Consider the following 24,990-nt stretch of genomic DNA (forward strand, 5'->3'; position numbering starts at 1 on the left):
TTATACGAAAACCGTCTGCGGATTGTAAAGCCAAAATTTTGCTTGTTTGCGGTTGCGGATTACGCTCCCTTCATATATAATTATAATTAGTGAATGAGAGGTGTGTGGTGTTATGTCCAAGCCGAACGGTATTGTGGCAATGAATCCGGAAAAATACCGCGAGATCGACGGCGTTGTGTTCGACGAAGCGAGCTATGCGCGGCATTGCCAACCGAAAACCGAGGAAGCACCTGCTCCCGAGACCGCACCCGAAGCAAGTGATCCGGCACAGTCTGCCGCACCAGCATCTGTTTTCGCGGTGGACCCCTACCCGGAAGGCTGGTATCCTGCCGATGACGAGCGCCCGCCGGTGCCCATCATGGGCGGCGCTGTCCCCTCGACAGCTGGTGAGGAAACCGTTGTCTCCGCATCCGGTGAAACTACCGTTATACAGACCGTCTGCGTGCCGTGCGGCTCAGGCTCCGGCTCGTATGTGACCTCGTACACCACCTCTTACCGCACCAGTTATTCCGGTTCCGGATCAGGTTCGTTCCGGTTCGGTTCCGGCTCGTGCCCGGTCGGCGGCTACGGATTGGAGCTGATCTGATGCAGGCGTTCCACTCCAACTGGACAAGACCATTTTTCATCAGCAATCCCCATATGGAATACCGAATCGAGCCGTTTGAACTGCTCACGACCGCGCTTTCCGCGCTCGAGTGGCGCAGAGAGAACGGTTCGATCCGTATGATCTGCGACACACCTGCCAAGCGTTATTATGAATCGCTCGGGTTTTGTTTTTTGTGGGATGACGGCGTGTATCCCCTGTTGGACACCATGCCCGAGGACATAAACGCCACAGCCTTCTGGGCGGCCGGCAAGCTGTACGCGCTCTCCGCTGTGCCATCGCCGTGCGTGATGCTTGATACAGATTTCATCTGCTGGAAATCCATCAGCAATCTGCTCGACGGACCGGACACCGCAGCCATCCACCGCGAGGACATTATGCCGTCCATCTATCCGGATCAAACGGCATTCGCCAAAACCGAAGGCTTCCCGCTTGATTCATTTGACTGGACGGTACAGCCGTTCAATACCGCGCTCGCCTATTTCGGCAATGACGAGTTCCGACGGTACTACACGGACACCGCCATCCGCTTCATGCGCTGCTCACCGGATGCCGACGACACACTCACCTACATGGTGTTCGCCGAGCAGCGGCTGCTCGCCATGTGCGCCGAGAAAAAGCACGCACGCGCGGCTGCCCTCAGCGACCTGCCTGCGCTGTTCGGCGGTGCGCAGAACGGCTGTTTTACCCATATCTGGGGCTTTAAGCAGCAAATGCGGGAGAATCCCGAGTTGTATGAGGATTTCTGCAGACGGTGTGCCGCAAGGCTGCAGAAAGACTTCCCGGAGGAATCCAAAACGATTGCGAAAATTGCGGAATTATCTCCGTTTTTTGCATAAAAAAAGACAGCCTGTCGGCTGTCTTTTGCTTTTTGTTTACAGAAAATGCAGCTATGTTCATTCTCCATTTTCCATTCAGAATTTACCGCTTCTCCCATGTCCGCCGCTGCTGGTATGGCTGACGCTGCCGGAAAATCCGGCTCCGCCGTGACCGCCGCCGGTCGAATTGTTATTATTGTCATTCCGCGGAATCTGCCGCCGCTTCTGCGAGGTATAACGGTAAATATCGCGGCTGAGCGTCAGCTTGAGACCGCCGTTTCCCACATACTGGTTTGCGGTCGTCTGCGTACGCACGGATTTCATCTGCGAGCGGAACACCATGCACACGATGAGTGCAATGACGCACGAAATGAGCAGCGACAGGCCGAATGCACCGCCGAGCGAAAACGAATCGTCCGCTGTGTCTTCCTGCGTACTGTCCGAAATCTCGACCTCATTATGCACCGGCACACCGGCTTCGCCGCCTTTGGCGACATGCTGCAAATACCACTCACAGCCGGAAACGAAGTCCGAAAAGCCGCCGTACCAGTCGTCGTTTCCGAAATTATCCAGGAAATACGACTCCAAATCCTGCTGGACCGCATCGCTGAAAATCTCCTCGGCTTTCGCGCCGTGCGCATAGGTCGCAAAATCGCGGTCATCCAGACTGATGAGCAGCGCCACGCCGTCGCCGTCCTCGCTCGCACCCAGATCAAGCTCGTTGTAGAGCTGCTCCGCCGCGTCGTAAGCGCCGTCTCCGTACGGCGTGTAGTCGTCAATCGTGATGATGCCGATGCCGATGCTGTATTTCTCCGCGATCGCCCTGGTCTTTTCCTCGAGCGTGTCAATCTGGGTCTGCGTCAGCACCTCTTCATAGTCGAACACGCGCGGCTTGTCTGCCGACGGGTCAATCGAATCCGTACCGCCGAGCGGTGCGGTCTGGTCAGTTTCCTCCGTCTGGGTGGTCGAGGTGTCGCTCTCATCCGTTATATCGTCCTCAACCGCAAAGGCCGGAAACAGCAGCAAAAGCACTGCCAAGAGCGCAGCCAGACGCAGTTTTCTCTTGTTTTTCATCTACGCCGCCTCCTTACAGAAAATACAGCAGCGCCGTCAGCACCGCAGTCATGGGCGCGGCAACGGCGGCAAACAGACCCCAGAACCGCTTTCTGTCCACCGGCAGGTCACCGACCATGCGTCCGGTCTGACCGTTCATCGCAAACATGTAATTCTTGCCGTTCCAGCGGGTATTCAGCATCCAGACCGGCAGCAGCGCGTAATGCACGCCGGTGCGTTTGAGGTGAATGTCCTCGCCGGTCGGCATGACCGAGGTATACGGACGGCCGTTTCGCGCGGTTCCCTGCAGCGCATCCGACAGCGACTGCCGACAGCGTTTGTCCGCGCGGCTGCTACTCTCCTCGATGGAAACATCGAACTTATCCGCGAAAAATCCGGGCAGATAGGCGGTCGAGAACGGCTTCAGGCCGGCATAATCAAACGGCTCGATGGAATCCATATAATCATCCGGCATCTTGCGCGATGCATCCACCGGCACGCGGCTGAACGGCAGCGTACCCGCGCGCTGCACCTCGTAAAAGCTGGTCTCGGTGATTTCCGTGTCTCCGTAACGGAACACGCGCGTGGTCGTCGCCATGTAATTCGCGCTGCCTTCGGCTTCACCGTCGAACAGCCAGAACGGCACATAAATGCCGCGCAGCTCCTCGATATGATTATTATCGCGGAACAGCTTGGGCAGCAGCAGCTTTCCCTTGTAATGCTGCTTGAGCGCGGAAACCGCATCCTCCTTGCTCAGCGTGAACGGCAGTATGTAGTCCGGCTTGAGAATGCCGCTGAACTGCTCGGGAATGACGGTCGGGTTGCCGCAGTACGGGCACGAGGTCGCCGCCGTGGTCTCCTCGCAGATCAGCTGCGCACCGCAGGACGGACAGCTGTATACGCGCATCTTGTCCGCGTCCGTGCCCCAGTCCTCATCTGCGGAGGATTGCCATTCGCCGGTGTCGCTCCCCGTCTCTGGCTGAGACGCGGCCTGCTGTTCCTTTTCGGCGTACAGCTTTTCGATCTCTGCCGGGTCAAATGACGAGCCGCAGTAGTCGCATTGCAGCCGTCCCGTAGCGCCGTCGTAGTGCAGCGGTCCCGTGCAGGACGGGCATTGGTAGTTTGTTGCTTTGTCTGACATTTCTTCACCATCACTTTTTATTTTTGAAGTGAATCCGTAGGGCGGGTTTCCCTCACCCTACGATATACATTGAATCGTCTATCATTTTTACATATTTGGTTTCGCCTTGCCGCACTCCGAGCAAAACTTTCCCTGATTGACTGCGCCGCACGAGCACGTCCAGGTCGTATTCTCCGGTCGGGGCTTTCCGCACTCAGAGCAGAATTTTCCGGTATTGACCGTACCGCAAACGCATTTCCAGCTGCTCTGCTCAGGTCTGGGCCTGCCGCAGCCCATGCAGAATTTGCCGGTGTTGCCGGTCTGTCCGCACGAGCACGTCCACTCACCTGCCGTCTGCGCCTGCCGGGCCTGCTGCTGACCCATTGCGTACAGATTCTGCACGCTGGCGCCGCCTGCCTGACCGGCCATATTCATGCCCATGAACGCCATCGCCGGACCGGCGTTCGCATTCGCTGCCGCAGACTTCATCGCCTCGGCCTGCGCGTGCACGAGCGAGCCTGCCGCACGGGTCGGATCGCGGTAGGCAGCCTCGCGCTGCATTTCCTTGATGGTCTTTTCGTCCTCCTCGTCTGCCTTGACCGAGTTGACGCCGAACGACACGATCTCGATGCCGCGCAGCTCACGCCACTTGGATGAAAGCTGTTCGTTGAGCGCGTCCGCAATTTCCATCGTATGCGCGGGCAGCGCCGAGTAGCGCACACCGTTTGCACCAATGCGCGCAAAGGCGGGCTGCAGCGCGGTCAACAGCTCGCTTTTGAGCTGGCTGTCCAGATTTTCCCGCCGGTATTCCTCTGCCATGTTGCCGCACACGTTGGTATAGAACAGCATGGGATTGACAATCTTGTAGCTGTACTCGCCGAAGCACCGCAGGCCAATGTCCATGTCGATGCCCGCCCGCTCATCGAGCACGCGGAACGGCACCGGAGACGCGGTTCCGTACTTGTTGCCGGTCAGCTCCTTGGTGTTGAAATAGTAGACGCGCTGCGTGCGCGGCGCTTCTCCGCCGAACGTGAAGCGCTTGGCCATGTTGGCGAACATTTTGCACACGCTGTCACCGAACGAACCGGCGAAAATAGTCGGCTCGGCGGACGAATCGTAGACGAACTCGCCCGGCTCGAACGCGGCTTCCACGACCTTGCCCTGATCGACGATCATCATCGCCTGTCCGTCCGCCACCGCGATGACCGAGCCGCTCGTGATGATATCCTCGTCGCCCTTGGTGTTGCTCGACCGCTTGGTGACCTTTTTGCGGCCCTTGACCGCGAGCACATCCGCGTTTATCGCATCACAGTAAAAATATTCCTTCCACTGGTCAGCCAGCACACCGCCGCCCGCGCCTGCTGCTGCTTTGATAAGTCCCATTTGACATTCTCCTTTTATCTGATAGCGTGCCGTTGTTTTACAATCTATACCTTGGTGAATAATTCAGGCAGCACCGCACAATTAAAGCAGCGGCTTCTTGCGCAGGCTCCGGTCGCGCTGCCGCGGCGCTTTACGGAAATTTTGTGCTCTGACTTCGTTGTGATTTCATGGTAATACATCAAGTATTACCGTGAAATCACGTCTTGTCAGTCCGCAAAATTTACTCGTAAATCGCTCTTGTTCAATTACGCGGTATTGCCTTAAGAAATCCTATTTCCAGTTTACGTTTTTTCAGCGCAAAGCGCAAGTCCATTCACACACATTTCACATTTTTGTCAAGATACGGTTGTGCCATGCTATTTCTTCCGCTTTTTCGTAGACTTTCGACGTGCGGTGTGATAGAATAAGATATCTGCATACCGCATATTTCGAAGGCGGTACTGTCTGGAGGAGTAAACAATGGAAGCGAACAAGGAAAATCAGCAGAGCATTGAACAGGCGTTCGAGCAGGCTCTGGACGCATATAAGGCAGGCAATTTTGCCGAAGCAGCCGGTCAGTGGCTGGCTCTCGCGGAGGACGGCTGTGCACCGGCGCAGCGTGCGCTCGGCTCGCTGTATGAGCGCGGACAGGGCGTGGAAAAGAATGCTGAAAATGCCTTTGAATGGACAAAAAAGGCGGCTGAGCAAAACGATCCGGTTGCTATGTTTAATCTGGCGTGCTACCATGACAAGGGCTTCGGCGTGAAAAAGAATCAGCAGACCGCGCTCACCTGGTACCGCAAGGCCGCTGAATACGGTCATCCGGAGGCTGCGGCACTGATCGCCAGCCTGATCGAGACGGGCGACCGCGGCTTGGAGAAGGACATGGACGAGGCTGTCCGCTGGTACCAGATTGCCGCAAACCGCGGCAACGTACTGGCGATGGGCCGTCTGGCATGGCTGTACAGCACCGGTACCGGCGTTCCGCAGGATGCGGCCTTCGCCTTCCAGTATTTTCTCAAGGCCGCTCAGGGCGGCAACGCAGCGTGCATGATGAACACCGCCATCCTGTACGCACGCGGCGAAGGCACGCCGCATAACGCGCACGAGGCGCTCTACTGGGCCGAGCAGGCCAAGAAGCACGGCGCTCCGCAGGCCGAGCAGCTCATCAATGCCATCAAGAAGAACGGATAAGATCGAAAACCGGCGTTTTTACGTCGGTTTTTCTTTTTTTGCAGGTCAGATCAAGCGGCACAGCTCATTTTCCTGTATCATGCAGGGACAAGGAGGGATTTTCATGCAAAACTGGCACGACAATGTTCTGCGGCTGATCGCTGAGATTGACCGCTGTATCCGTGCGCACGAGGGCGAAACGCTGACACTCGCGCATTTAGCGAGGCTGCTTGACTGTTCGCAGTCGCAGGTTTCGCACCAATTCCACGCGCTGACGGGCACTTCCCTGCGGGATTTTGTGCAGGCACGCCGTCCGGCGCTCGCGCTGCCTGCGGTTCGGGACGGAGAACAGCGGCTGCTTGATATCGCGCTCGACTGCGGTTTTTCCTCGCAGGAGGCGTTCACGCGCGCGTTCCGTGCGGCTTACGGCATCACGCCCGGCGAATATCGGCGCTCTCCCCGCCCGCTGTCGCTGCGCACGGTGATTCGGCCGTTGGACTGTTATCTCGCAGAGCAGGCTCCCGCAGGCACGGAAGGAGATGTGCAGACGTATTTTATCACGCTTCCGTCGCACCAATTTGCACACATTCGCAACTATGAGAGCATCGGCTACTGGGATTTTATGCAAAAGCAGTCCCGCATTCCCGGAGCGGATTTGGAGACGGTCAGCGCACTTCTGCGGCAGCTTGCCCCCGAAGCCGAGCAGCGGATGGCGTTCGTGAATGAGCCGAGCGGCCGTATCTGCAGCTGGGGCATTCCTCTGGCGGAATGCTGGGGTGTGCGTCTGCCGCGCGATTGCACAGATGCGGTGCCCGCTCCGCTGCAGCTGATGGAGGTCCCCGAAGGGGATTATCTGGTTTTCGAGCACGGTCCGTTTGATCTGCAGACGGAAAACGGTCTTGTTGAGGCAAAAATCGAGCGTGCGATGCGTGATTTCGATTACGAGGCCGCCGGCTGCTGTCTGGATACCGCACCCGGTCGTGTGTTCTATTTTGTGCACGATTGTGTGCGTTTCTGGAAATATATCCGGCCTGTTGTTCGATTTTAGAAAAAACAGTTGAAATTCTTTCTCGATGGTGATACAGTTATATAGTTACTCATTTTCACCGATTGGAAAGGAATTTCATGACATTTTATCAGGAATTACAGGTCAATCAGGCAGGCTCAAAGAAAATCATCCGCGAGAGTGCGTCACAGCGTGAAAAACTGTACCATATTGCCGTATATTTGACCAAAATTGCGATAACCGTCGCATTCTGCTTCATTTTTGTTTCACTTTACAGTCTGGGCTTCGGCGCGGACAACAGCATTGTCGGCGTAGTCGTGCTGCTGTATCTGCTCGTATTTCGCAGCGCACATCTGTGCATTCGCACAGGGCAGTCCACGCTGCTGCTCGCCGGATTTTTCGGCATTATGGCCGTCGGACCGCATGCGGCTAATCTGGCCGGCCCGGTCGGCGGATTGTTCATCAATGCTGCTGCGATTGCACTGCTCATTCTGTTCGGCTGCCACGAGCCGAGAATGTTTAATCAGTCCACACTCGTGCTCGGCTATCTGCTGCTGTATGGTTACGATGTGAGCGGGCACGCCTATCAAATGCGCCTGTTTGGACTTGCTGTCGGTGCGCTTCTGGTCTGCGCGGTATTCTACGGCAACCATCGCGGCAATGCCTATGAGCTCTGTGCAGGAGACATCCTTCCTGCTTTCGATCTGCGCCATCCGCGCTCCAAATGGCAGCTTTGCCAGATCATCTGCGTTCCGCTCGTGCTTTTCCTTGCAGAGCTGAGCGGCATGCCGCGTGCGATGTGGGCGGGCATTGCCGCCATGAGCGCAATCCTTCCCGCGATGGACGATATGCGCTACCGCGTTCGCTGGCGTATCATCGGAAATATCGCAGGTGTTTGCTGCTTTTTAGCGCTGTATTTCCTGCTTCCGTCCTCGATTTACGCCTATATCGGCGTGATTGGCGGCATCGGTGTCGGTTTCTCTGCGAAATACGGCTGGCAGGCTGTGTTCAACACGTTCGGTGCGCTCGCTATTGCAACCAGCGCATACGGACTCAAAAGCGCGGTCGGTCTGCGTGTCGCGCAAAATGTGTTCGGCGTGGTCTTTGCGCTGCTGTTCTGCCTGATTCTCCACCGCATTTTGGCCCGCTGGGAGCGCTCTGCAAACTGAGCCAGCAGCTGTTCTGTGCAAATGCACGGAACAGCTGTTTCTTTTTTGCACATACCGTAAACCATTTTTATAAAATCAGTTGACATTGCAGTAAATCTGTGGTTTAATGCAATAAGCAAAACAACGAGGAGGAACTCCCAATGAGTGACATTTCCAGCAAAACTGCGCCGCGCAGCCGTTTTTCCGTGCGCGAGATCTGCTATTCCGGCCTGTTCGCAGCGGTCATCGCGATCATGGCGCAGATTTCCATTCCGATGCCCGGCGGCGTACCCATGACCATGCAGACGTTCGCAATCACACTGGCGGCTGTCGTACTCGGCGCCAAGCTGAGCACGGTTTCAAGCGTAATTTATCTGCTGCTCGGTGCCGTCGGCGTACCGGTGCTTGCGAACTTTTCCGGCGGTTTTGACAAGTTTATCGGTCCTACCGGCGGTTTTCTGATCTCCTTCCCGCTGATGGCGTTTATCATCGGCTGGGGCGCCGACCACCGTCATGCATTCCGCGGCGCGTATGTACTCGCACTGATCGTCGGCACGATTGCCAACTATGTTGTCGGCACGGCGATGTTCTGCGTACTCATGAACAGCTCGATCGCCGCAGGCGTGACCGCATGCGTGCTGCCGTTCATCCCGACCGCTATCATCAAGGCTGTTCTTGCAACCGTGATCGGCTTTCTCGTTCGCAAGCGCATCCCGGGGCTCAAGGCATGATCCGGCTGCGCCCGCATCATCTGCTTTGCACACAAGGCTACTCCGGCAAGGGCTATAGCACAGAATTTGTGCAAAATATGAGTGCAATTGTGCATTCTCTACGAAATGTACCGGGAACCCGAATCCGGCTTGTCTTTGGTTCGGATTCTCTGTGCGCGCACTGCCCGCACCACACCGCTGACGACCTGTGCGAATCACAGGAAAAGGTCTCTCGTTTTGACCGAAAGACGGTCGAATACTTTGATTTGCACGAGGGCGAGTACGTTTATCAGGACCTGATCCGTGCTATCGACACACAAATGACTCCGGCCATGCTGGAGGATATTTGTCGCGGATGTGCATGGTACCCCGTCAGCGCCTGCAAAAAGAATATCTGCGGAAAATGAAATGAGGCACACCGAAAGGTGTGCCTCTGAGGCTGTCGAAAAACTTCGTTTTCCGAACAGCCTCTCGCTCGAAACCACGCTTTCGAGCGAATCTCGAAGAAAAAACGCGTCCTGCGGACACATTTTTTCTTCCCTTGTATAAATTCCGAGATACACAAGGTGAATTGCCGCATAGCGGCAAGAGAGGGTGGCCTGGGCCATGCTCCCGGAATTTATGAATTTGCAAAGCAAATTCGATTGAATGCGTGCTGCCGCACGAAGCATAAAAATCGAATATTGCTTTTTCGACAAGCTGTGAGGCACACCGAAAGGTGTGCCTCTCTCCCTGTCGTCAGAAAATATGTTGTCACTTCTCACAATTTATCATGTCCCGTTTTAGATATTCCTACAAATTTCCATCAAGATATTGACAACCACCTTAAAGGTGGTTATTCTTATCTTATAATAAACACCTTACAGGTGATTATCAAAACAGAGGTGAGGTCAATGAAGCGCTTCAAGCTGTCCAACTCCGAGGAAATTCTGATGGACACCTTATGGCGGGAAGACCGTCCGCTCACAACGCTGCAGCTTGCCGAAAAAGTTACGGAAGCCCGCTGGAACACCAATTATATCGACAAACTGCTCGGTCAGCTTGTCAAAAAAGGCATGGTGCAGGTCAGCGGTCTGCTGCAGAACGGACGCTATCAGTCGCGGCAGTTCGTCCCCTGCTACACCAAGGACGAATTTCTGGCGAATATGCTCGAGGAGCAAGGCGTGAACCAGGCACTGTTTGCTCGAATCGCCGTGGCGCTGTTCAAAAAACCTGCCAAATCAAACGAATCCGAGCAGGAAGAAAAGCTGATTGCCGAGCTGGAAAAAATGGTCGATCAGTACGAAGCTGCGCTACAGAACAAAGAAGAGAAATAATATGCAAATAACCCTGTTTTCCTTTATATCTGCACTTTTGTGGAGCAGTTTGTTGATTATTGTAATCTATCTTGTGCGGCGCACACGCTTCCGGCCGCATTTCGGCGTGCTGACCATGGTGCTGCTGTACCTGTTCTGCGCCGCGCGCCTGCTGCTGCCGCTCGAGTTTCCGTACACAGTGATTGTGAGCGACAGCGTCGTGTATCCGCGCATCTACAGCTTTCTGGCGCGCAAGCCCGATTCGGTCACGCACCTGCCGGTCGGACTGCTTTTGTGTGCAATCTGGCTGTTCGGCACAGTTTTTCTGCTGATTCGTTACGCGCTGCAGTATCGCAAAGCCATCCGCGCTGCGCGGCAAGCCAGGCCATGGGACAGCCGCACGGCTTCCCTGCTGAGCGAGATCCGGCGGCAGACCGGCCGCACCATCAAAGTTCGCGGACGTACAGCCGCGAATATCGAATCCGCCTTTGGCGTAGGTGTGCTGCACCGGTACATCATTCTGCCGGACAAGACGTACACAGATGCCGAGCTGCACTACATTCTGCTGCATGAGTACACGCATTTTCTCAACCATGATACGGCTGTCAAGCTGCTCGTAACGCTGTACTGCATCATTTTCTGGTGGAATCCGGTCGTATACCTGCTGCAGAAGGATTTGGAACAGACGCTCGAGCTTAAGTGTGACCGTGCGATTGCACAGACGCTGAATGCGCAGGAACGCACAGCCTATCTGCGCGCCATCCTCGCCGCAATGAAGCAAGGCTGCACGCAGCAGCCGGTGCCGCAGCCGTCCACGGCCCTGTTTCGCGCCGAGGCGAACAAGGCCATGCGGGAGCGGTTCACCGCCGTGCTCGCCTGCGCGGAGCAGCCGAACGACCGAACCGCAAGTGCCGTACTCATCGGCAGCTTTGCTGTCCTGCTGGCACTGTCGTATGCGGTGCTGCCGCAGCCAGCATTCGAGCCGCCGGCCGAGCCCGACAGCAGCTCGACCGTCTATTTTGACGACGAGAATGCCTATCTCAAGCAAAGTGCAGACGGACGATACTGGCTGTGCATTGACGGCCACAAGCCGTATGAGCTGACAGAGGGTGACGTGCAATTTTATCTGGAGCACTCGGTTTTCAAATATATCCGCGAGACCGAGCAATAAAAGGCAGCTGCCGAAGGATAGCGGCAGCACAGAGAGTAAAAGCAAAATGTGGGACGAAAATAGAAGCAGCTGAGATGTGGGGTCTCAGCTGCTTTTGTGCAGACAAAAGAAAAAGCCACTCAAAATGAGTGGCTTGGTGGTGGACATTAACGGGTTCGAACCGCTGACCTTCCGCACGTCAAGCGGATGCTCTTCCAGCTGAGCTAAATGTCCAAATCAGGGATGGCGGCTGCCATCCCTGTTGGCTGCAAATTTTTACTTGGTCTTGCTGCGGCCCAGATACTCACCGGTACGGGTGTCGATCTGGATGCGCTCGCCCTGCTCGATAAAGATCGGAACCTTAACAACAGCACCGGTCTCAACGGTAGCGGGCTTGAGTACGTTAGTAGCAGTGTTGCCCTTAACGCCCGGCTCGGTCTCAGTGATCTCGAGCTCAACGAACAGCGGCGGCTCAACTGCGAAAACGCTGCCCTTGTAGGAAAGAACCTTAACGTTCTCGTTCTCCTTCACGAAGCGGAAATCGTCGCCCAGAGTATCCTTGCTGATCGGAATCTGCTCATAGGTCTCGTTGTCCATGAAGTAGTACAGGTCACCTTCATTGTACAGATACTGCATCTCGCGGCGCTCTACGAAAGCCTCCTCGAACTTAGCAGTCGGGTTGAAGGAGGTCTCAGTAACCGCACCGGTTACGACGTTCTTCATCTTGACACGAACAAAAGCAGCGCCCTTGCCCGGCTTTACATGCTGGAACTCAATAACCTGCTGTACCTGACCGTCCATTTCAAAAGTTACGCCGTTACGAAATTCACCTGCGGTCATAATCGCTATGCCTCCAAATAATAGTATTTTTTACATCATTAAGCATCATTCGACTGTTCATACAAAACAGTGCTTGTATATAATACCCTATTTTCGCGTATTTTGCAAGAGGGTAACGCATATTTTCTTGAAAATTTTTATCGCGGGTTGAACCTGGCACTTTCCTGCACCGGTTGACCTGGGCACACGAACTGCCGCAGGCGGGTTCGGCCTGACGGTGCGGCTCACGGGCGGCTCCTTTTCCTGCACCGCCTGCGCGGTTCGCATTTCCTCAGTTGCCCTATGCCGAGAAAACGAAAAAGGCACCGCTCACGCGGTGCCTCTCCCTTCTGCGGATATGTTGGCCGCTCAGCAGCAGCAGTTGCCGCAATTACCGCAGCCGCCGCAGGTATTATCACCACAGGTACCGCAGGAACCACAGCCGCCGCTGCCCTGACCGCAGCATACCCAGATCAGGATGATCAGGATGATAATCCACCACCAGGAATTTTCGCCCCAGAAGCTGTTAGAAGAACACATACTGTCATTTCCTCCTATCAAAGATTTCATTACATTCTATGGTAAGAGGCCGAAAATGGTTACACATTCTCAATTCTCAATTTTCGCCAATACGCCGTCCTTGTGCAGACCGATAACCTTTACGGTGACCGGATGATTTTTCTCCGCCTTATCCTCTATATATACAGGAAAGCCGTAGCGTCCGTGCGCCGCCCACAGGCCGCCGGTCGGGTGCTCGGGCAGCGCGTACAGCGTGCGGCCGACAAACTGCTTTCGATAGACGATACTGCTTGTCTCCGCCACCTGCTTTGCCCGCTCGGCGCGGGCGGTTTTGGTCTGCTGATCGAGCTGACCCGGCATGGCGGCCGCCTTTGTGCCCTCGCGTACGGAATACGGGAATACATGCACGGACGCGAACGCGCATCTCTCCAGAAAGGCCAGCGTCTGCGTAAACTCGTCCTCGGTCTCGCCCGGAAAGCCGACAATCAAATCGGTCGTAACCGAGCAGTCCGGAAACGCACGTCTCAGCCGCTCGACACACCGGTAAAATTCCTCGCTCGTGTAGTGGCGGTTCATGCGCCGGAGAACGGTATCGCAGCCGCTCTGCATAGACAAATGAAAATGCTGTGCGAGATTGGCAAAGCCGGCAAGCCGTTCACAAAACGCATCGTCCACCGCCCGCGGGTCGAGGGAGCCGAGCCGGAACTGCACGTTCGGCTGCGCGGTCAGCAGCTTCTCCAGCAGCTCGGTGAGCGGCACCTGCGGCTCGAAGTCCTTGCCGTAGGACGCGATCTCGATGCCGGTCAGCACGATCTCGTGCACGCCCGCGTCAGCCAGCCGCGCCGTCTGATCGAGCGCCTGCTCGACCGGCAGTGAGCGCACTCGCCCTCTCGCATACGGAATGATGCAGTAGGTGCAGAAGTTGTTGCAGCCGTCCTCGATCTTGAGCAGCGCGCGCGTGCGGCCGTGCGGGATACCGGCAGGCAGAGTCTCAAAGCCGCTGTCCTCGCTCTCATGTACCTGTACGGCCTGTCCGCTGACGGCCTGCTCGCACAGGCCGATCACCTGCGCCCTGTTCCTGGTACCGCAGATGAGGTCGATCTCGCCGGTGGCGCGGACACGCTCCGGATCGGTCTGTGCAAAGCAGCCGCACGCCGCGATAACCGCGTTCGGATTGTCTCTCCGCAGCTTGTGGAACGCGCGGATATTCTTATGGTCGGACACCGATGTTACCGTACAGGTGTTGACGATCACGGCGTCCGCGCCCTTATCCACGATCTCATGTCCGCGCGCCTGCGCCAGCTGACTGAGCGCCTGCGTCTCAAATAAATTAACCTTGCAGCCCAAGGTGAAAAAAGCAAATTTCACAAATGTACATTCCTTTGCTCTCAGCGGCCCGCTGCGCGCTTGCGAATCCCCTATATATAATAATAAGGTGTTCGATTGGATTACAGCGTTTGTAACCTTACTCTCGCGCGCGTGCGGCCGCTGTGGATTTTCGCTGTCGATTCCTGCGTTTTTTTCGCGTTTGACAGGCTCTATTTTATCACAAAAATGCGAAATTTCAAAACAATGTTTGACAAACCTGTTCAAGCATGCTATACTGTAACCGTAATGTAACTTTGGAATGTAACCATTTTGTAACTATAAGGAGTGCAGATAATGCCTACCACCAAGAAGAATAACCTTCTGGAATACAAGGGTCACCCGCTGATGCGTAAGGAAAACATCATCTATTACGGCTCGATGAGTGACTCTCACATCATTATGATGCAGATCCTCGAATCTAGTGATTACAAGGGTCTGCCGGTTGCAAAGCGTGTATCCGTACAGCTTCAGCAGACCGATCCCAACGTACGTATGAAAGAGCGTATCGTCAAGAAAACCGAGAAGAACAGCATGTGGGCAGCGATGGATATTGCATCCATCTGGCTCGGCAGAGCACTGCACACGAAGTAAGACTTCACCGCAGCTTGCTGCGGCAGTGTAAAGGCTGTTTTCTCCCATTTTGAAACGGAGGCTTCAATTTCATGTCTTTTTCTAAAAAACTCGCTCGCTTCGCACTTTCCGGTGCACTTGCGATGTCGATGGTCCTGCCGAACTCGCTGGCAGTATTTCAGGCCAAGGTAAACGCAGATTCGCTTTACCTGCGTCAGTCCCCCGGCGGTGCAGTGATCACGACCCTCTCCAAGGGTACCACGGTTGCGGTACTGAATAACAGCTCCAGCTGGTACAAGGTATCCGTAAACGGCAAGGAAGGCTACGTCAGCGGCGAGTACCTGACCGGCACCACCGCAACCGACGTTGCACTCGGCACCGGCACTGTAAAGTGCTCGAGCAGTGTAAATTTCCGTTCGGCGCCGAACACCTCGTCCACCTCTTACGGTGAGCTGAAGAACGGCACCAAGGTAAATGTAGTCGGCGTAAGCAGCGGCTGGTACAAGGTTACATACAATGGCAAGACCGGCTATATCCATCCGGATTATATCACGCTCGCAAGCAGCTCCGCCGGCACCGCCATCGCTCCGTCGAACACCGTTACCTCTACGACCGGCACCGCCGGTACGGTGAAGTGTTCCTCGAGTGTAAACCTGCGTTCCGAGGCCAATACTTCCTCTTCCATTCTGGCAGAGCTGAAGAACGGCACCGCAGTTACCGTTGTCAGCACCGCAAACGGCTGGTGCAAGGTAACCTGCTCCGGCAAGACCGGCTACATCAAGCAGGATTATGTATCGACCACCGGTTCGGCATCCAATAACACGTCCGCGTCCACCGGTACGGCAGCAGTAGTTAAGTGCTCCTCTACCGTAAACTTCCGCTCTGCGGCAAGCACCTCTTCCACCATTCTCGGTGAGCTGAAGAACGGCACCGCTGTTACCGTGCTCAGCACGTCTAACGGCTGGAGCAAGGTATCCTACGCAGGCAAGACCGGCTACATCAGTGCGGACTATCTCGTAACTGCTTCGTCCGGTACGGCGATCAGCCCGTCGAACACCGCAGCTTCTGTCTCGATCAGCGCAAAGCGCCAGAGCGTGCTGAACTATGCTGCACAGTTCCTCGGTGTTCCGTATGTATACGGCGGCAGCACGCCGAGCGGCTTTGACTGCTCCGGCTTCACCTCCTATGTGTTCAAGAACACGGTCGGCTCCATCCCGCGTGTCGCTCAGGCACAGTATGATGCCACCACCCGTGTTTCCCGCGACGACCTTCTGCCGGGCGATCTGGTATTCTTCGGCAGCAGCACCTCGTCCATCAGCCATGTAGGCATTTATGTCGGCAGTAACCAGTTCATCCACGCACCCAGCACGGGCGATGTGGTTAAGTACTCGTCGCTGACCGGCAGCTATGCGACCCGCTATCAGGGCGCAGGCCGCGTAATTTTTGAGTAAGGTTACATACCAGAAATCCCTTCGGTTTTCCGAAGGGATTTTTCTTTTGCCTGTTGAGAGCGGTTATCCCAGCAGCACCGCTTCCCCGTCCTGCCACTGTATGGTCTGCGGCGTGAAGTCCCGCTGTTCCATGCGGGTATTCCACTGTGCGGCGAACGCATCGGAGAGTGCCTGAGCGGTCTGCTCGGGCAAGGTAAAGCCTTCCAGCTTGATGGTCCGGCAGGCAAGGCTGAGTTTGCCGTTTGAAACAGCTACGCTCCACGCGCCGTACAGCTTGCAGCGCTCCGGCAGAAACAGCAGCGCCGTGCGCAGCTTGCCGGGTACCAGATTGCTTTCCGTCAGTGCTTGACGGGTTACGGCTGCCGTCACGGAAATCGTGCCGTCACGGCTGATTTTGACCGCCGTGTCCTCGACCGGAAACGGCAGCGCTTCGGTCATCACAGACGCGATATCTTCCTCCGTAATGTGAAATTCCATTGCATCGCCCTCCTCGGGTGCGGCAGGCGCTGTGCTGGTATCCGCCCTGCCCATCAGCATATTTCCCAGCATCAGCAGGCACAGGAGCAGGCATACGCCTAAGATTACGGTATAGACTGCGCTTTTTTCCTCCTGCATGGCGGGTGCCTCCCTTTTTGCTTCTTGCAACAGCTTATGCGGGATTGGGGTTTATATGCGTGCTATCGGATGCGGAATTGGAGCCAGCCTTTGGCTGGGAGGTTCGCCGCACCCGCGGCGGTGGGCAAAAAGGAAGGGACACCTACGGTTTGCCCGTAGGCTGCTAAACATCGTTCCCGCGCCGTGCGCGGATTAAATGAGTGCCCTTCCTCTTTGAACTCCTCCCTTTCCCTTGTTTCCTAATCTGACGCATACCAGAGACCGGCGACCGCTTCGAAAAGGAAAACGGCAGTCGGGTTACTCTTGCGTGTCTTTCTCCGCCTATCCGCAGTTCACAGATAATCTACTGCTACACATATCGGCTACTCTCCGCAGGCGCAACACAAGGTGAATTGCCCGAAGGGCAGGAGAAGCCACACTGGGGTGCCCCGCCGTGCAACCCATCTGCACATTACTTCACCGCAGGGTCAATCTCCATTTTCTATTCTCAATTACTGCTTCGCATACGAAAAAAGCACCGCTTTCGCGGTGCTTTCAGTCTGTCGATAAAGTCAATCTATCGTTTTTACTTTTCGTGCGGCAGCACGCATAAAATAGAATTTGCACAGCAAATTCATAATTCCCGGGGGCGTGGCCCAGGCCACCCTCTTTTGCCGCTATGCGACAATTCACCTTGTGTACCTCGGGAATTATACAAGGGACGAAAAATTGTGCCCGTAGGGCGCGGCTTTTCGTCAAGATTCGATTGAAAGCGTGGTTTCAATCGAGAGGCTGCTCGAAAAACGGAGTTTTTCGACAGCCTCAAAGCACCGCTTTCGCGGTGCTTTTCGCATTTCTTTAGAAGAACTTATCCTTAATGCCGAGTGCAAAGATGATGAGCACGATAACCGGCAGGATATAGCTTACATAGAAGCGGATATTATCCTTGACCTTGAGTCCGCCGCCTTCGTTGGCCTCCTCCTTGAAGTTCTTCCAGCCCCAGCCGCAGCGGGAGGTGCAGAACAGCAGGTAAACCAGCGAACCGAGCGGCAGCCAGATGTTGGACACGAGGAAGTCCTCGAGGTCGAGCACGTTCGAGCCTGCGCCGAACGGCTGGAAGCCGGACCAGACATTGAAGCCGAGCACGCACGGCAGTGACAGCAGGATCATCAGCACGATGTTGATGGCTGCGGTCTTTTTGCGGCTCCAGCCGGTCAGGTCCATGCAGCAGGACATGATGTTCTCGAACACAGCGAGGACGGTCGAGAAGGCCGCAAACGCCATGAATACGAAGAACAGGCTGCCCCACAGGCGGCCGAGCGCCATGTGGTTAAAGATATTCGGCAGCGTGACGAAGATCAGGTTCGGACCGCTGTCCGGTGCCACGCCGAAGGCAAAGCACGCCGGGAAGATGATCAGACCGGCAGTAAATGCTACGAACGTATCCAGAATCGCAACATTGACGGCCTCGCCGAGCAGCGCACGGCCCTTGCCGATATAGCTGCCGAAGATAGCCATCGCACCGATGCCGAGCGACAGCGTGAAGAACGCCTGATTCATCGCGGCAACGATAACATTGGCGATGCCGCACTCCTGCATACGGCCGAGATCCGGAATCAGATAGAAGCGCAGACCCTCGCCCGAGCCTTCGGTCAGGATGCTGTTGATCGCCAGAATAACCATGATGGCCAGCAGAATGATCATCATCACCTTGGTAACGCGCTCCAGACCGCCCTGCAGACCGAACGAGTTGATCATAAAGCCGACGATAACGACCGCAACCATGCAGACCGCCATAACCACCGGCTTGCCGAGCATTTCCGGAAAGGCTGCCTGCACCTGCTCACTGGTCGCACCGACAAATCGGCCGCTGACCGTCAGGTAGAAGTAGTACAGCATCCAGCCGCACACGGTGGTGTAGAACATCATCAGCAGGTAGTTGCCGATCATCGCCAGATAGCCGTGGATGTGCCACTTGCTGCCCGGCTTCTCGAGCGCCTGATACGCCCGCACCGGACTTTTCTGGCTCGCACGGCCGATGGCAAATTCCATCGTCATGATCGGCAGACCGAGGATGAGCAGGAACAGCACATAGCACACGACGAACGCGCCGCCGCCGTACTGACCGACCATCCACGGGAACTTCCATACGTTGCCCACGCCGATGGCGCAGCCTGCGGAAAGCAGGATGAAGCCGAGACGTGAACCGAGTCTTTCTCTTGGCATTGTTTATTTTTCCCCTTTTTTCTGTGCCGCGTATTGAGCAAACTGCAATATCGGCACGACTTACATACTATAATCAAGCGTCATGATTGTTCTTCGACGCGTGATTTCTCTAATTTGCGGATCTCTTTCCGCTTTTTGCGCAGCTCGCGGAAGAAATTCCGCAGAATGTCCGCGCATTCCTGCTCCAGCACGCCGCTCACCAGCGCGGGCTGATGATTGTACGGCAGTGCGAACAGATTTATCAGCGAGCCGCACGAGCCGGCCTTCGGGTCGGGCGCACCGTAGTACACGGTTTTCATGCGCGAGTTGATGAGCGCGCCTGCGCACATCGGGCACGGCTCGAGCGTAACGTACAGATCGCAGCGGTGCAGCCGCCAGCCGCCCAGCTTTTTGCACGCCTTCTCGATGGCCTCGATTTCTGCATGGTGCAGTGCGTTTTTCTTTGTTTCCCGGCGGTTGCGTCCGCGTCCGACAATTTTGCCGTCGCAGACAACCACCGCGCCGACCGGCACTTCGCCCTCGTCCGCCGCCTTTTGCGCCAGTTTGAGCGCGGCCTTCATGTATTTTTCCTGTTCGGTCATAAATTCCTCAGATTTTCCCGAGCAGACGCGCTTTCGCCTGCTCAAATTCTTCGCGCGTGACAAAGCCGCGCTCGCACAGCCCTGCCAGAACGGAAAGCTGCTCGACCGGTGTCGGTGTGCGGTCGCTCAGCGCCACCTCGTCAAATTCCTTTTCCGGAATGAGCGCGTCAAACGCCGCAAGGCTGTCCGGCGAAAACCGCAGGTCCACGCGCCGGTTTTCCCACTGCACCCGAAGCTGCACATAGCGTTCATCGTGCTGCACCTGCTCGGTGCGGACCGGTTCGGACTGCACCGCCGCCTCGATGGCGCGTCCATGCGGATTGAACGAAAACGGATGTTCCCAGCCTGCCCAGTATGCCGCCGAGCGGTCAACGGTCACACCGCCGCCGGATACGCGCGTTTCCGTGCGCATGCCGCCGCACAGACGGTAAAACCGGATTGCCTGCACCGGCAGTTCGCCGCTGTACAGGTTGTCCTTGCCCGTGTAAAGGTTTCTGTCGCGCCGGAAAAAGCACAGCGTATCTCCCTCGCGCCAGACCTCCAGCTTGCCCTTTGACAGCAGCTCACCGCCGTCCGTCACTCTCACCAGAAAGGACTTTTCGGGCGGGTTCTTCGGCTCTCCGGCACTGCGGCAGTCCAGTCCCCATTCCTGCAGCACCGCAAGGTTTTCCGCACGGTACGACACGGAAAGCGCCGCCTTTGTGCCGCGCACATCGGTCAGCGTCAACGCGATCGGACGCACCTTGTACACGCGGAGCAGACCCTGTATTTCGTCCGGCTCGGTCGGTGCCGCGTCCGCGGTAAGCGTGTACGCGCCCTTGTCCAGCGTGAGCGGCAGCTGCCCGCTGCCCTCGTCGGTCGGCATCAGCGTCCACGCCACCGGCTCGGAAAATAAGTAATAGCGTCCCGCCGGTACGAACGGTGCGTCCTCTCGAATGGCTGTAACTACGTTTTTACTCATCAGAATTCACCTGCCCCACAGTAAAGTCCATGTTAAAAATTTCAATTTGCTTGCAAATTGCATACAGGGGTATGGATATCCCCTATCAAGCGTCAGCGCGCTTTCATTTGTCTTTGCCGCGACAGATTCATCGTGCCGTCCTGCATTTTCGACAGATTTTCCAGACAGTTGCCGGTACCGTATGCCACGCACGAAACCGCTTCGTCCGCGACGCGCGTCGGAATGCCGGTCTTGGAGGCGATGAGCTTGTCAAAGCCCCAGATCAGCGAACCGCCGCCTGTCATGGTGATGCCGTTGGCGGAAATGTCGCCGGTCAGCTCGGGAGGTGTGCGCTCGAGCACCCAGTGCACCGCCTCAACGATCGCTGAGGAGACCTCCTCGAGTGCATCGAGGATCTCACTCGAGCTTACGGTAAACGTGCGCGGCAGACCGGTCATCAGACAGCGTCCCCTGACCTCCATGATCGCTTCCTCGCTGCGCGGATACACACAGCCGACCGTGCGCTTGATCTCCTCTGCCGTGCGGTCGCCGATCAGCGCATTGTGCTTACGGCGGACGTACTTGACAATGGCCTCGTCGAACTTATCGCCCGCGACCTTGATAGACGTGGATTCGACGATGCCGCCGAGCGAAATAACCGCCACATCGGTCGTGCCGCCGCCAATATCGACCACCAGATTGCCGTTGGCCCTGTTGATGTCGATGCCCGCGCCGATGGCCGCCGCGACCGGCTCCTCGACCAGAAAAACGCGCTTTGCGCCCGCCTGCGTGCCCGCATCAATGACGGCACGCTCCTCCACCTCGGTGATGATGGACGGCACACAAATGACCACATTCGGCTTGAACAGGTGGATACCCTGCACCTTTGCGATGAATTCCTTGATCATGCGCTCGGTCATCTCGTAATCCGAAATAACGCCCTCGCGCAGCGGACGGATGGCGACAATGTTGCCCGGTGTACGGCCAAGCATGCTCTGCGCTTCCTCGCCCACGGCAAGGATTTTACCGGAAACCTTGTCCACCGCCACAACGGACGGCTCGTTAAGTACAACACCCTTGCCCTTTACATAGACCAGCACGGTTGCTGTGCCGAGGTCGATGCCGATATCGCTCGAAAAAAGCGACATCTTTTTCGCGATTCTTTGCAGAAAAGAAGCCATATTTCATTCCTTTCTCCGCGCTCTGTTCGCGTGGATTGACAGTATTACCATTATACAGATTTTGTGCGCCATTTGCAAGACTCCGGGGCAAATACCGAAAATTCGACAGAGAAAATGGCATCACTCCGGCAGCGTGTCCGTATACTGCTGGAATCTGACATCGTTTTCCACCTGTTTTTTATAGGCTTCATACGCCTCCGCCAGCGATTCATATCTCGTCTTGTCTTTGATATAATTCTTAAAGGTACTGTAACTGTAGATATGGTCCACAATCGCAACATAGCTTTGGCCATTGTTAACTCGGGTCGCGGTGGTCGTTTCTGAGATGTAATAGCCGCCGCTCGCCGGGCTGATAATGACCGGTATCTGCTTTGTCGCACCGACGGCATTGGTATCGACCGATGTCCAGAACAAATAGCGGTCGCTCTTGTTCGTGGAACTGCCGAGAAACGCCCATGTGCCATTTTTCAGCAGGCTGTCGCTTCTCATCTCCTTCTCCACCAGGGGCACCATAGTGGAATTGGGGCACTTCGAGTCGATCTCAAAATTCGAATTATTCTTCAGTGTCTTCAAAATACCCGTCCGATCGAGTATGTCGTGCAGATTCTCGTTCCAGTCGATCGTGCCGCCCAGTGTGCTCTTGCCTTTCCAGTCAAACACGATCACAGCCTTTGCGCTGTCATAGTACACTTCGCATTCTCCGCCCGCGGCAGGGGTTCCTTTCCAGTTCGCGGTATCTCCTTGTGTCTTATAATGGGTAACGCCTGCAATTGTAATGGGATCTCTCGACTGCCAATCATCCTGCTTCTGCTTCAGCTTGACCGTCTTGCTCATGTTGTCTTTGTCCTGCTCCGTAACCGCAGTCAGCACATCGATATACGCCGCCCGCACCTCGATGAGGTCGGATGCCTCCAGACTTCTCTCGATATACTGTATCAGCGCCGGTATCATAAATGCCGCAAGGATCGCCAGAATGACCAGCACAACGATCAATTCCACCAGCGTAAATCCCTTGCGAGTATTTTTCTCTTTCTTCTGCATTTTATCAGCACCTTTTACTGAGTTTCGGCTAACCTAAGACGGGCTTTCAGCGCGCTGTACCGTCTGCCCTTCTGGTTGTTATTTACCATATACGCTACCACATCCTGACTGCCGACGATAACAAGCAGGCGCTTCGCGCGTGTGATTGCGGTGTAGAGAATGTTGCGCGTGAGCAGTTTGCGCGGCAGACCGTCCGACAGAGCGAGCACCACCGCGTCAAACTCGCTGCCCTGCGATTTATGTACGGTGACGGCATACGCCAGCTCCAGCTCGTTCAGCATATCGAAGGTGTAAGTCGCAATGCGGTCGTCAAAGCGAATCACCATGCACTCCTGCTGCGGAAAAATGCGGATGATCTCGCCGACGTCGCCGTTGAACACGCCGGTTCCCTGCTCGTCGTCCCCCTGCTTTTCCCACACAATGTCGTAGTTGTTTCGCACCTGCATCACGCGGTCGCCCTCGCGGAAAATGGTGTCTCCGAAGCGCTTTTCCAGCTTGCTTTCACTTGGTGGATTGAGTGCCTCCTGCAGACGGCGGTTGAGCGGAATAGTTCCGCTGCCGTGCCGCTTGGCAGGCGAAAGCACCTGTATCTGTGCAGGAGTAAAGCCGTAGTGCTTGGGCAGTCTCTGGGCGCAAAGCTGTGCCACCGTTTCGATAACAGACGTCGGCTCCGCCCGTTTCATGATGAAAAAGTCGCCGTCCGCGCCGGATGGCCTGGGCATTTCACCCGCGTTGACCGCGTGCGCGTTCATTACAATGTCGGACTGCTGCGCCTGACGGAAGATCTCGGTCAGCTGAATGGTCGGCACCCGATGTGAGGTGATCAGGTCGCGCAGGAAGTTGCCCGGACCGACCGGCGGCAGCTGATCAGCATCACCGACGAGCACGAGCCGCGCACCGTGCGGCAGCGCATTGATGAGCGCCTGCATGAGCGTGATGTCCACCATGGACACCTCGTCCAGAATGACCGCATCGCACTCGAGCGGATTGGTCACACTGCGGGCAAACACCGTGCGTCCGCCGCCCGCAAAGCCTGCCTCGAGCAGCCGGTGAATGGTTTTCGCCTCCATACCGGTCAGGTCGGAAAGACGTTTTGCCGCGCGGCCGGTCGGCGCGGCGAGCAGCGTGTCCAGTCCCAGTGCCTCAAACACCTGCAGGATGCCGCGCACCGTAGTCGTTTTGCCGGTGCCCGGGCCGCCGGTCAGGATAACCAGACCATTGCGTGCAGCCGTTGAAATCGCAAGCTGCTGTTTCTCGGAAAAAGTGAACTCACTGTTCTCCAAAAGCGCGGAAAGCAGCTCATCCACATCAAAATCGTACTCATAATTGCGCTCTGCCATGTAGCCGAGCATTTCGGCAAGGTAGGCCTCCGCGTCGTGCATATCGCGCAGATAGACCGCGTCGCGGCCTGCGATGTGCTCACGCACCAGCCGCCCCTTCTCCTCCAGGCGAGCAATGCCGTGCAGCGCCCGGTCCTCGTCCACGACCACGTCATCGTCGCTCAGCAGCATGCACACCGCGTACAACAGCTTCTCCACTGGGATGAACGTGTGGCCGTTGTTCAGGTTAAAGGTCAGTGTATACAGAATGCCCGCGTCCACGCGCTCATCGCTCAGCAGCGACAGCCCAAGCTCCATCGCCAGACCGTCCGCCAGCTTGAAATCCACATCATAGTATGGGTCACACAGCAGATACGGGTTCTCGCACAGCGCGTCGATGGCGCTGTCGTGCAGGCGCTTGTACAGCAGCGGCGTGAGCGCGACCGGCAGACCGTGTTCGCTCAGAAAGTCCATCAGCAGGCGCATTTCGCTCTGTTCGGTGAACTGACGGCCGATCTCCTTCGCCTTGCGGTCGGTAATGCCGCGCAGCTCCGACAGACGCTCCGGCTCGTGCATAAGAATGTCAAACGTGTCCTCACCGAACTTTTCCGCAATTTTTGCCGCCAGCCGCGGACCGATGCCGCGAATCAGACCCGAACCGAGGTACTCCGCGATGCCGCGCACCGAGGTCGGCAGCCGGCGCTCAAACGCCTCGGTCGCAAACTGCTCGCCGTAGGTCGGGTGCGTCACCCAGCAGCCGGTCAGAATGACCTCCTCACCCAGTCCAATGTTGGGAAACGTGCCGGTCGCCGTGACCTCGGCTCCGTTTTCCGCAGCAAGGCGCAGCACGGCATAGCCGTTTTCGTCGTTGTAGTAAACGATCTGCTGCACCGTGCCGCGCACGATCAAATATTCTCTTTCGTCCAACGTCCCACCGTCCCA

The 24,990-nt window shown here is 56.2% G+C and carries 24 protein-coding genes and 1 tRNA gene; 11 read left to right on the top strand and 14 right to left on the bottom strand.

From position 1 onward, the window contains the following. Positions 1-112 precede the first annotated feature (112 nt). Positions 113-586 (top strand): hypothetical protein, encoded by a 474-nt coding sequence (locus C7386_RS06755; RefSeq protein WP_116705124.1) that lies wholly within the window; start codon positions 113-115, stop codon positions 584-586. Then, positions 586-1,443, top strand: coding sequence for a hypothetical protein (locus C7386_RS06760; RefSeq protein ID WP_116705125.1), 858 nt, complete (start codon positions 586-588; stop codon positions 1,441-1,443). Before C7386_RS06755 ends, C7386_RS06760 begins: the two co-directional genes overlap by 1 nt. Positions 1,444-1,518: 75 nt before the next feature. Here C7386_RS06760 and C7386_RS06765 read toward each other — a convergent pair whose 3' ends face one another. The 3 genes from C7386_RS06765 to C7386_RS06775 form a co-directional block, all read right to left on the bottom strand. Then, entirely contained in the window at positions 1,519-2,496 is a 978-nt protein-coding gene (locus C7386_RS06765) for a TPM domain-containing protein (RefSeq protein ID WP_116705126.1), read from the bottom strand. Positions 2,497-2,509: 13 nt separating this feature from the next. Next, positions 2,510-3,616, bottom strand: a complete 1,107-nt coding sequence (locus C7386_RS06770) for a primosomal protein N' (protein WP_116705127.1) — start codon at positions 3,614-3,616, stop codon at positions 2,510-2,512. 87 nt (positions 3,617-3,703) lie between these two features. Then, positions 3,704-4,978, bottom strand: a complete 1,275-nt coding sequence (locus C7386_RS06775; RefSeq protein ID WP_116705128.1) for an SPFH domain-containing protein — start codon at positions 4,976-4,978, stop codon at positions 3,704-3,706. Between the two features lie 459 nt (positions 4,979-5,437). On the opposite strand from C7386_RS06775, the gene C7386_RS06780 reads away from it, so the two are divergent. From C7386_RS06780 to C7386_RS06810, 7 genes are all read left to right on the top strand, one after another. Beyond that, a complete protein-coding gene (locus C7386_RS06780) occupies positions 5,438-6,151 on the top strand; it encodes a tetratricopeptide repeat protein (RefSeq protein WP_116705129.1) in 714 nt (237 codons plus the stop codon). A 103-nt stretch (positions 6,152-6,254) separates the two neighbouring features. After that, a complete protein-coding gene (locus C7386_RS06785) occupies positions 6,255-7,178 on the top strand; it encodes a helix-turn-helix domain-containing protein (RefSeq protein WP_116705130.1) in 924 nt (307 codons plus the stop codon). A gap of 77 nt (positions 7,179-7,255) precedes the next feature. Further along, positions 7,256-8,305 carry an FUSC family protein gene (locus tag C7386_RS06790; RefSeq protein WP_110437107.1) on the top strand — a complete coding sequence of 350 codons (1,050 nt, stop codon included), beginning with the start codon at positions 7,256-7,258 and terminating at the stop codon, positions 8,303-8,305. Positions 8,306-8,445: 140 nt separating this feature from the next. Continuing rightward, positions 8,446-9,015: a biotin transporter BioY gene (locus tag C7386_RS06795; protein ID WP_110437108.1), complete on the top strand. Its 570-nt coding sequence runs from the start codon at positions 8,446-8,448 to the stop codon at positions 9,013-9,015. Further along, positions 9,012-9,401, top strand: coding sequence for a DUF1284 domain-containing protein (locus C7386_RS06800; protein ID WP_110437109.1), 390 nt, complete (start codon positions 9,012-9,014; stop codon positions 9,399-9,401). Before C7386_RS06795 ends, C7386_RS06800 begins: the two co-directional genes overlap by 4 nt. A 486-nt stretch (positions 9,402-9,887) precedes the next feature. After that, positions 9,888-10,310 (top strand): BlaI/MecI/CopY family transcriptional regulator, encoded by a 423-nt coding sequence (locus C7386_RS06805; RefSeq protein ID WP_110437110.1) that lies wholly within the window; start codon positions 9,888-9,890, stop codon positions 10,308-10,310. 52 nt (positions 10,311-10,362) lie between these two features. Next, complete coding sequence (locus tag C7386_RS06810) at positions 10,363-11,460, top strand: M56 family metallopeptidase (protein ID WP_165815491.1); 1,098 nt, start codon at positions 10,363-10,365, stop codon at positions 11,458-11,460. Between the two features lie 137 nt (positions 11,461-11,597). Here the strand turns inward: C7386_RS06810 and C7386_RS06815 are convergent. The 4 genes from C7386_RS06815 to mtaB form a co-directional block, all read right to left on the bottom strand. Continuing rightward, positions 11,598-11,673, bottom strand: a tRNA-Val gene (locus C7386_RS06815). A gap of 42 nt (positions 11,674-11,715) precedes the next feature. Next, a complete protein-coding gene (gene efp / locus C7386_RS06820; protein ID WP_110437112.1) occupies positions 11,716-12,282 on the bottom strand; it encodes an elongation factor P in 567 nt (188 codons plus the stop codon). A 345-nt stretch (positions 12,283-12,627) separates the two neighbouring features. Further along, positions 12,628-12,798 (bottom strand): hypothetical protein, encoded by a 171-nt coding sequence (locus C7386_RS13440; RefSeq protein WP_165815492.1) that lies wholly within the window; start codon positions 12,796-12,798, stop codon positions 12,628-12,630. A gap of 69 nt (positions 12,799-12,867) precedes the next feature. Continuing rightward, positions 12,868-14,145, bottom strand: a complete 1,278-nt coding sequence (gene mtaB, locus C7386_RS06825) for a tRNA (N(6)-L-threonylcarbamoyladenosine(37)-C(2))-methylthiotransferase MtaB (protein ID WP_110437113.1) — start codon at positions 14,143-14,145, stop codon at positions 12,868-12,870. A 294-nt stretch (positions 14,146-14,439) separates the two neighbouring features. Between mtaB and C7386_RS06830 the strand changes: the two genes are divergently transcribed. Beyond that, positions 14,440-14,736, top strand: a complete 297-nt coding sequence (locus C7386_RS06830; RefSeq protein ID WP_110437114.1) for a hypothetical protein — start codon at positions 14,440-14,442, stop codon at positions 14,734-14,736. A gap of 71 nt (positions 14,737-14,807) precedes the next feature. Then, entirely contained in the window at positions 14,808-16,166 is a 1,359-nt protein-coding gene (locus C7386_RS06835; RefSeq protein ID WP_110437115.1) for a C40 family peptidase, read from the top strand. 63 nt (positions 16,167-16,229) lie between these two features. Here the strand turns inward: C7386_RS06835 and C7386_RS06840 are convergent, their stop codons facing one another. From C7386_RS06840 to recD2, 7 genes are all read right to left on the bottom strand, one after another. After that, positions 16,230-16,781, bottom strand: a complete 552-nt coding sequence (locus tag C7386_RS06840; protein ID WP_110437116.1) for a hypothetical protein — start codon at positions 16,779-16,781, stop codon at positions 16,230-16,232. Between the two features lie 837 nt (positions 16,782-17,618). Beyond that, on the bottom strand, positions 17,619-18,986 hold the full coding sequence (locus tag C7386_RS06845) for a sodium-dependent transporter (protein WP_116705132.1): 1,368 nt from the start codon (positions 18,984-18,986) through the stop codon (positions 17,619-17,621). Positions 18,987-19,066: 80 nt separating this feature from the next. Then, positions 19,067-19,567 (bottom strand): tRNA adenosine(34) deaminase TadA, encoded by a 501-nt coding sequence (gene tadA / locus C7386_RS06850; protein WP_116705133.1) that lies wholly within the window; start codon positions 19,565-19,567, stop codon positions 19,067-19,069. Positions 19,568-19,574: 7 nt separating this feature from the next. Then, entirely contained in the window at positions 19,575-20,528 is a 954-nt protein-coding gene (locus tag C7386_RS06855) for an SHOCT domain-containing protein (RefSeq protein ID WP_116705134.1), read from the bottom strand. Between the two features lie 92 nt (positions 20,529-20,620). After that, the gene (locus C7386_RS06860) at positions 20,621-21,655 is read right to left on the bottom strand and encodes a rod shape-determining protein (RefSeq protein ID WP_116705143.1); all 1,035 of its coding nucleotides are present in this window, start codon (positions 21,653-21,655) and stop codon (positions 20,621-20,623) included. Positions 21,656-21,808: 153 nt separating this feature from the next. Beyond that, positions 21,809-22,729 (bottom strand): type II secretion system protein, encoded by a 921-nt coding sequence (locus tag C7386_RS06865; protein WP_116705135.1) that lies wholly within the window; start codon positions 22,727-22,729, stop codon positions 21,809-21,811. Positions 22,730-22,743: 14 nt separating this feature from the next. Further along, positions 22,744-24,975 (bottom strand): SF1B family DNA helicase RecD2, encoded by a 2,232-nt coding sequence (recD2, locus tag C7386_RS06870; protein ID WP_318261239.1) that lies wholly within the window; start codon positions 24,973-24,975, stop codon positions 22,744-22,746. Positions 24,976-24,990 lie beyond the last annotated feature (15 nt).

This window comes from Agathobaculum butyriciproducens (assembly GCA_003096535.1).
Lineage (GTDB): Bacteria > Bacillota > Clostridia > Oscillospirales > Butyricicoccaceae > Agathobaculum > Agathobaculum butyriciproducens.

Excerpts from the sequence above, each read along its gene's own strand:
- C7386_RS06795 (WP_110437108.1), top strand. The coding sequence starts at position 8,446 with ATGAGTGACATTTCCAGCAAAACTGCGCCGCGCAGCCGTTTTTCCGTG.
- C7386_RS13440 (WP_165815492.1), bottom strand. The coding sequence starts at position 12,798 with ATGTGTTCTTCTAACAGCTTCTGGGGCGAAAATTCCTGGTGGTGGATT.
- C7386_RS06830 (WP_110437114.1), top strand. The coding sequence starts at position 14,440 with ATGCCTACCACCAAGAAGAATAACCTTCTGGAATACAAGGGTCACCCG.
- C7386_RS06855 (WP_116705134.1), bottom strand. The coding sequence starts at position 20,528 with ATGAGTAAAAACGTAGTTACAGCCATTCGAGAGGACGCACCGTTCGTA.
- C7386_RS06800 (WP_110437109.1), top strand. The coding sequence starts at position 9,012 with ATGATCCGGCTGCGCCCGCATCATCTGCTTTGCACACAAGGCTACTCC.
- C7386_RS06840 (WP_110437116.1), bottom strand. The coding sequence starts at position 16,781 with ATGCAGGAGGAAAAAAGCGCAGTCTATACCGTAATCTTAGGCGTATGC.
- C7386_RS06775 (WP_116705128.1), bottom strand. The coding sequence starts at position 4,978 with ATGGGACTTATCAAAGCAGCAGCAGGCGCGGGCGGCGGTGTGCTGGCT.
- C7386_RS06860 (WP_116705143.1), bottom strand. The coding sequence starts at position 21,655 with ATGTCGCTTTTTTCGAGCGATATCGGCATCGACCTCGGCACAGCAACC.
- C7386_RS06780 (WP_116705129.1), top strand. The coding sequence starts at position 5,438 with ATGGAAGCGAACAAGGAAAATCAGCAGAGCATTGAACAGGCGTTCGAG.
- C7386_RS06845 (WP_116705132.1), bottom strand. The coding sequence starts at position 18,986 with ATGCCAAGAGAAAGACTCGGTTCACGTCTCGGCTTCATCCTGCTTTCC.
- C7386_RS06765 (WP_116705126.1), bottom strand. The coding sequence starts at position 2,496 with ATGAAAAACAAGAGAAAACTGCGTCTGGCTGCGCTCTTGGCAGTGCTT.
- C7386_RS06760 (WP_116705125.1), top strand. The coding sequence starts at position 586 with ATGCAGGCGTTCCACTCCAACTGGACAAGACCATTTTTCATCAGCAAT.
- tadA (WP_116705133.1), bottom strand. The coding sequence starts at position 19,567 with ATGACCGAACAGGAAAAATACATGAAGGCCGCGCTCAAACTGGCGCAA.
- C7386_RS06785 (WP_116705130.1), top strand. The coding sequence starts at position 6,255 with ATGCAAAACTGGCACGACAATGTTCTGCGGCTGATCGCTGAGATTGAC.
- C7386_RS06770 (WP_116705127.1), bottom strand. The coding sequence starts at position 3,616 with ATGTCAGACAAAGCAACAAACTACCAATGCCCGTCCTGCACGGGACCG.
- C7386_RS06755 (WP_116705124.1), top strand. The coding sequence starts at position 113 with ATGTCCAAGCCGAACGGTATTGTGGCAATGAATCCGGAAAAATACCGC.
- C7386_RS06835 (WP_110437115.1), top strand. The coding sequence starts at position 14,808 with ATGTCTTTTTCTAAAAAACTCGCTCGCTTCGCACTTTCCGGTGCACTT.
- C7386_RS06805 (WP_110437110.1), top strand. The coding sequence starts at position 9,888 with ATGAAGCGCTTCAAGCTGTCCAACTCCGAGGAAATTCTGATGGACACC.
- C7386_RS06790 (WP_110437107.1), top strand. The coding sequence starts at position 7,256 with ATGACATTTTATCAGGAATTACAGGTCAATCAGGCAGGCTCAAAGAAA.
- C7386_RS06865 (WP_116705135.1), bottom strand. The coding sequence starts at position 22,729 with ATGCAGAAGAAAGAGAAAAATACTCGCAAGGGATTTACGCTGGTGGAA.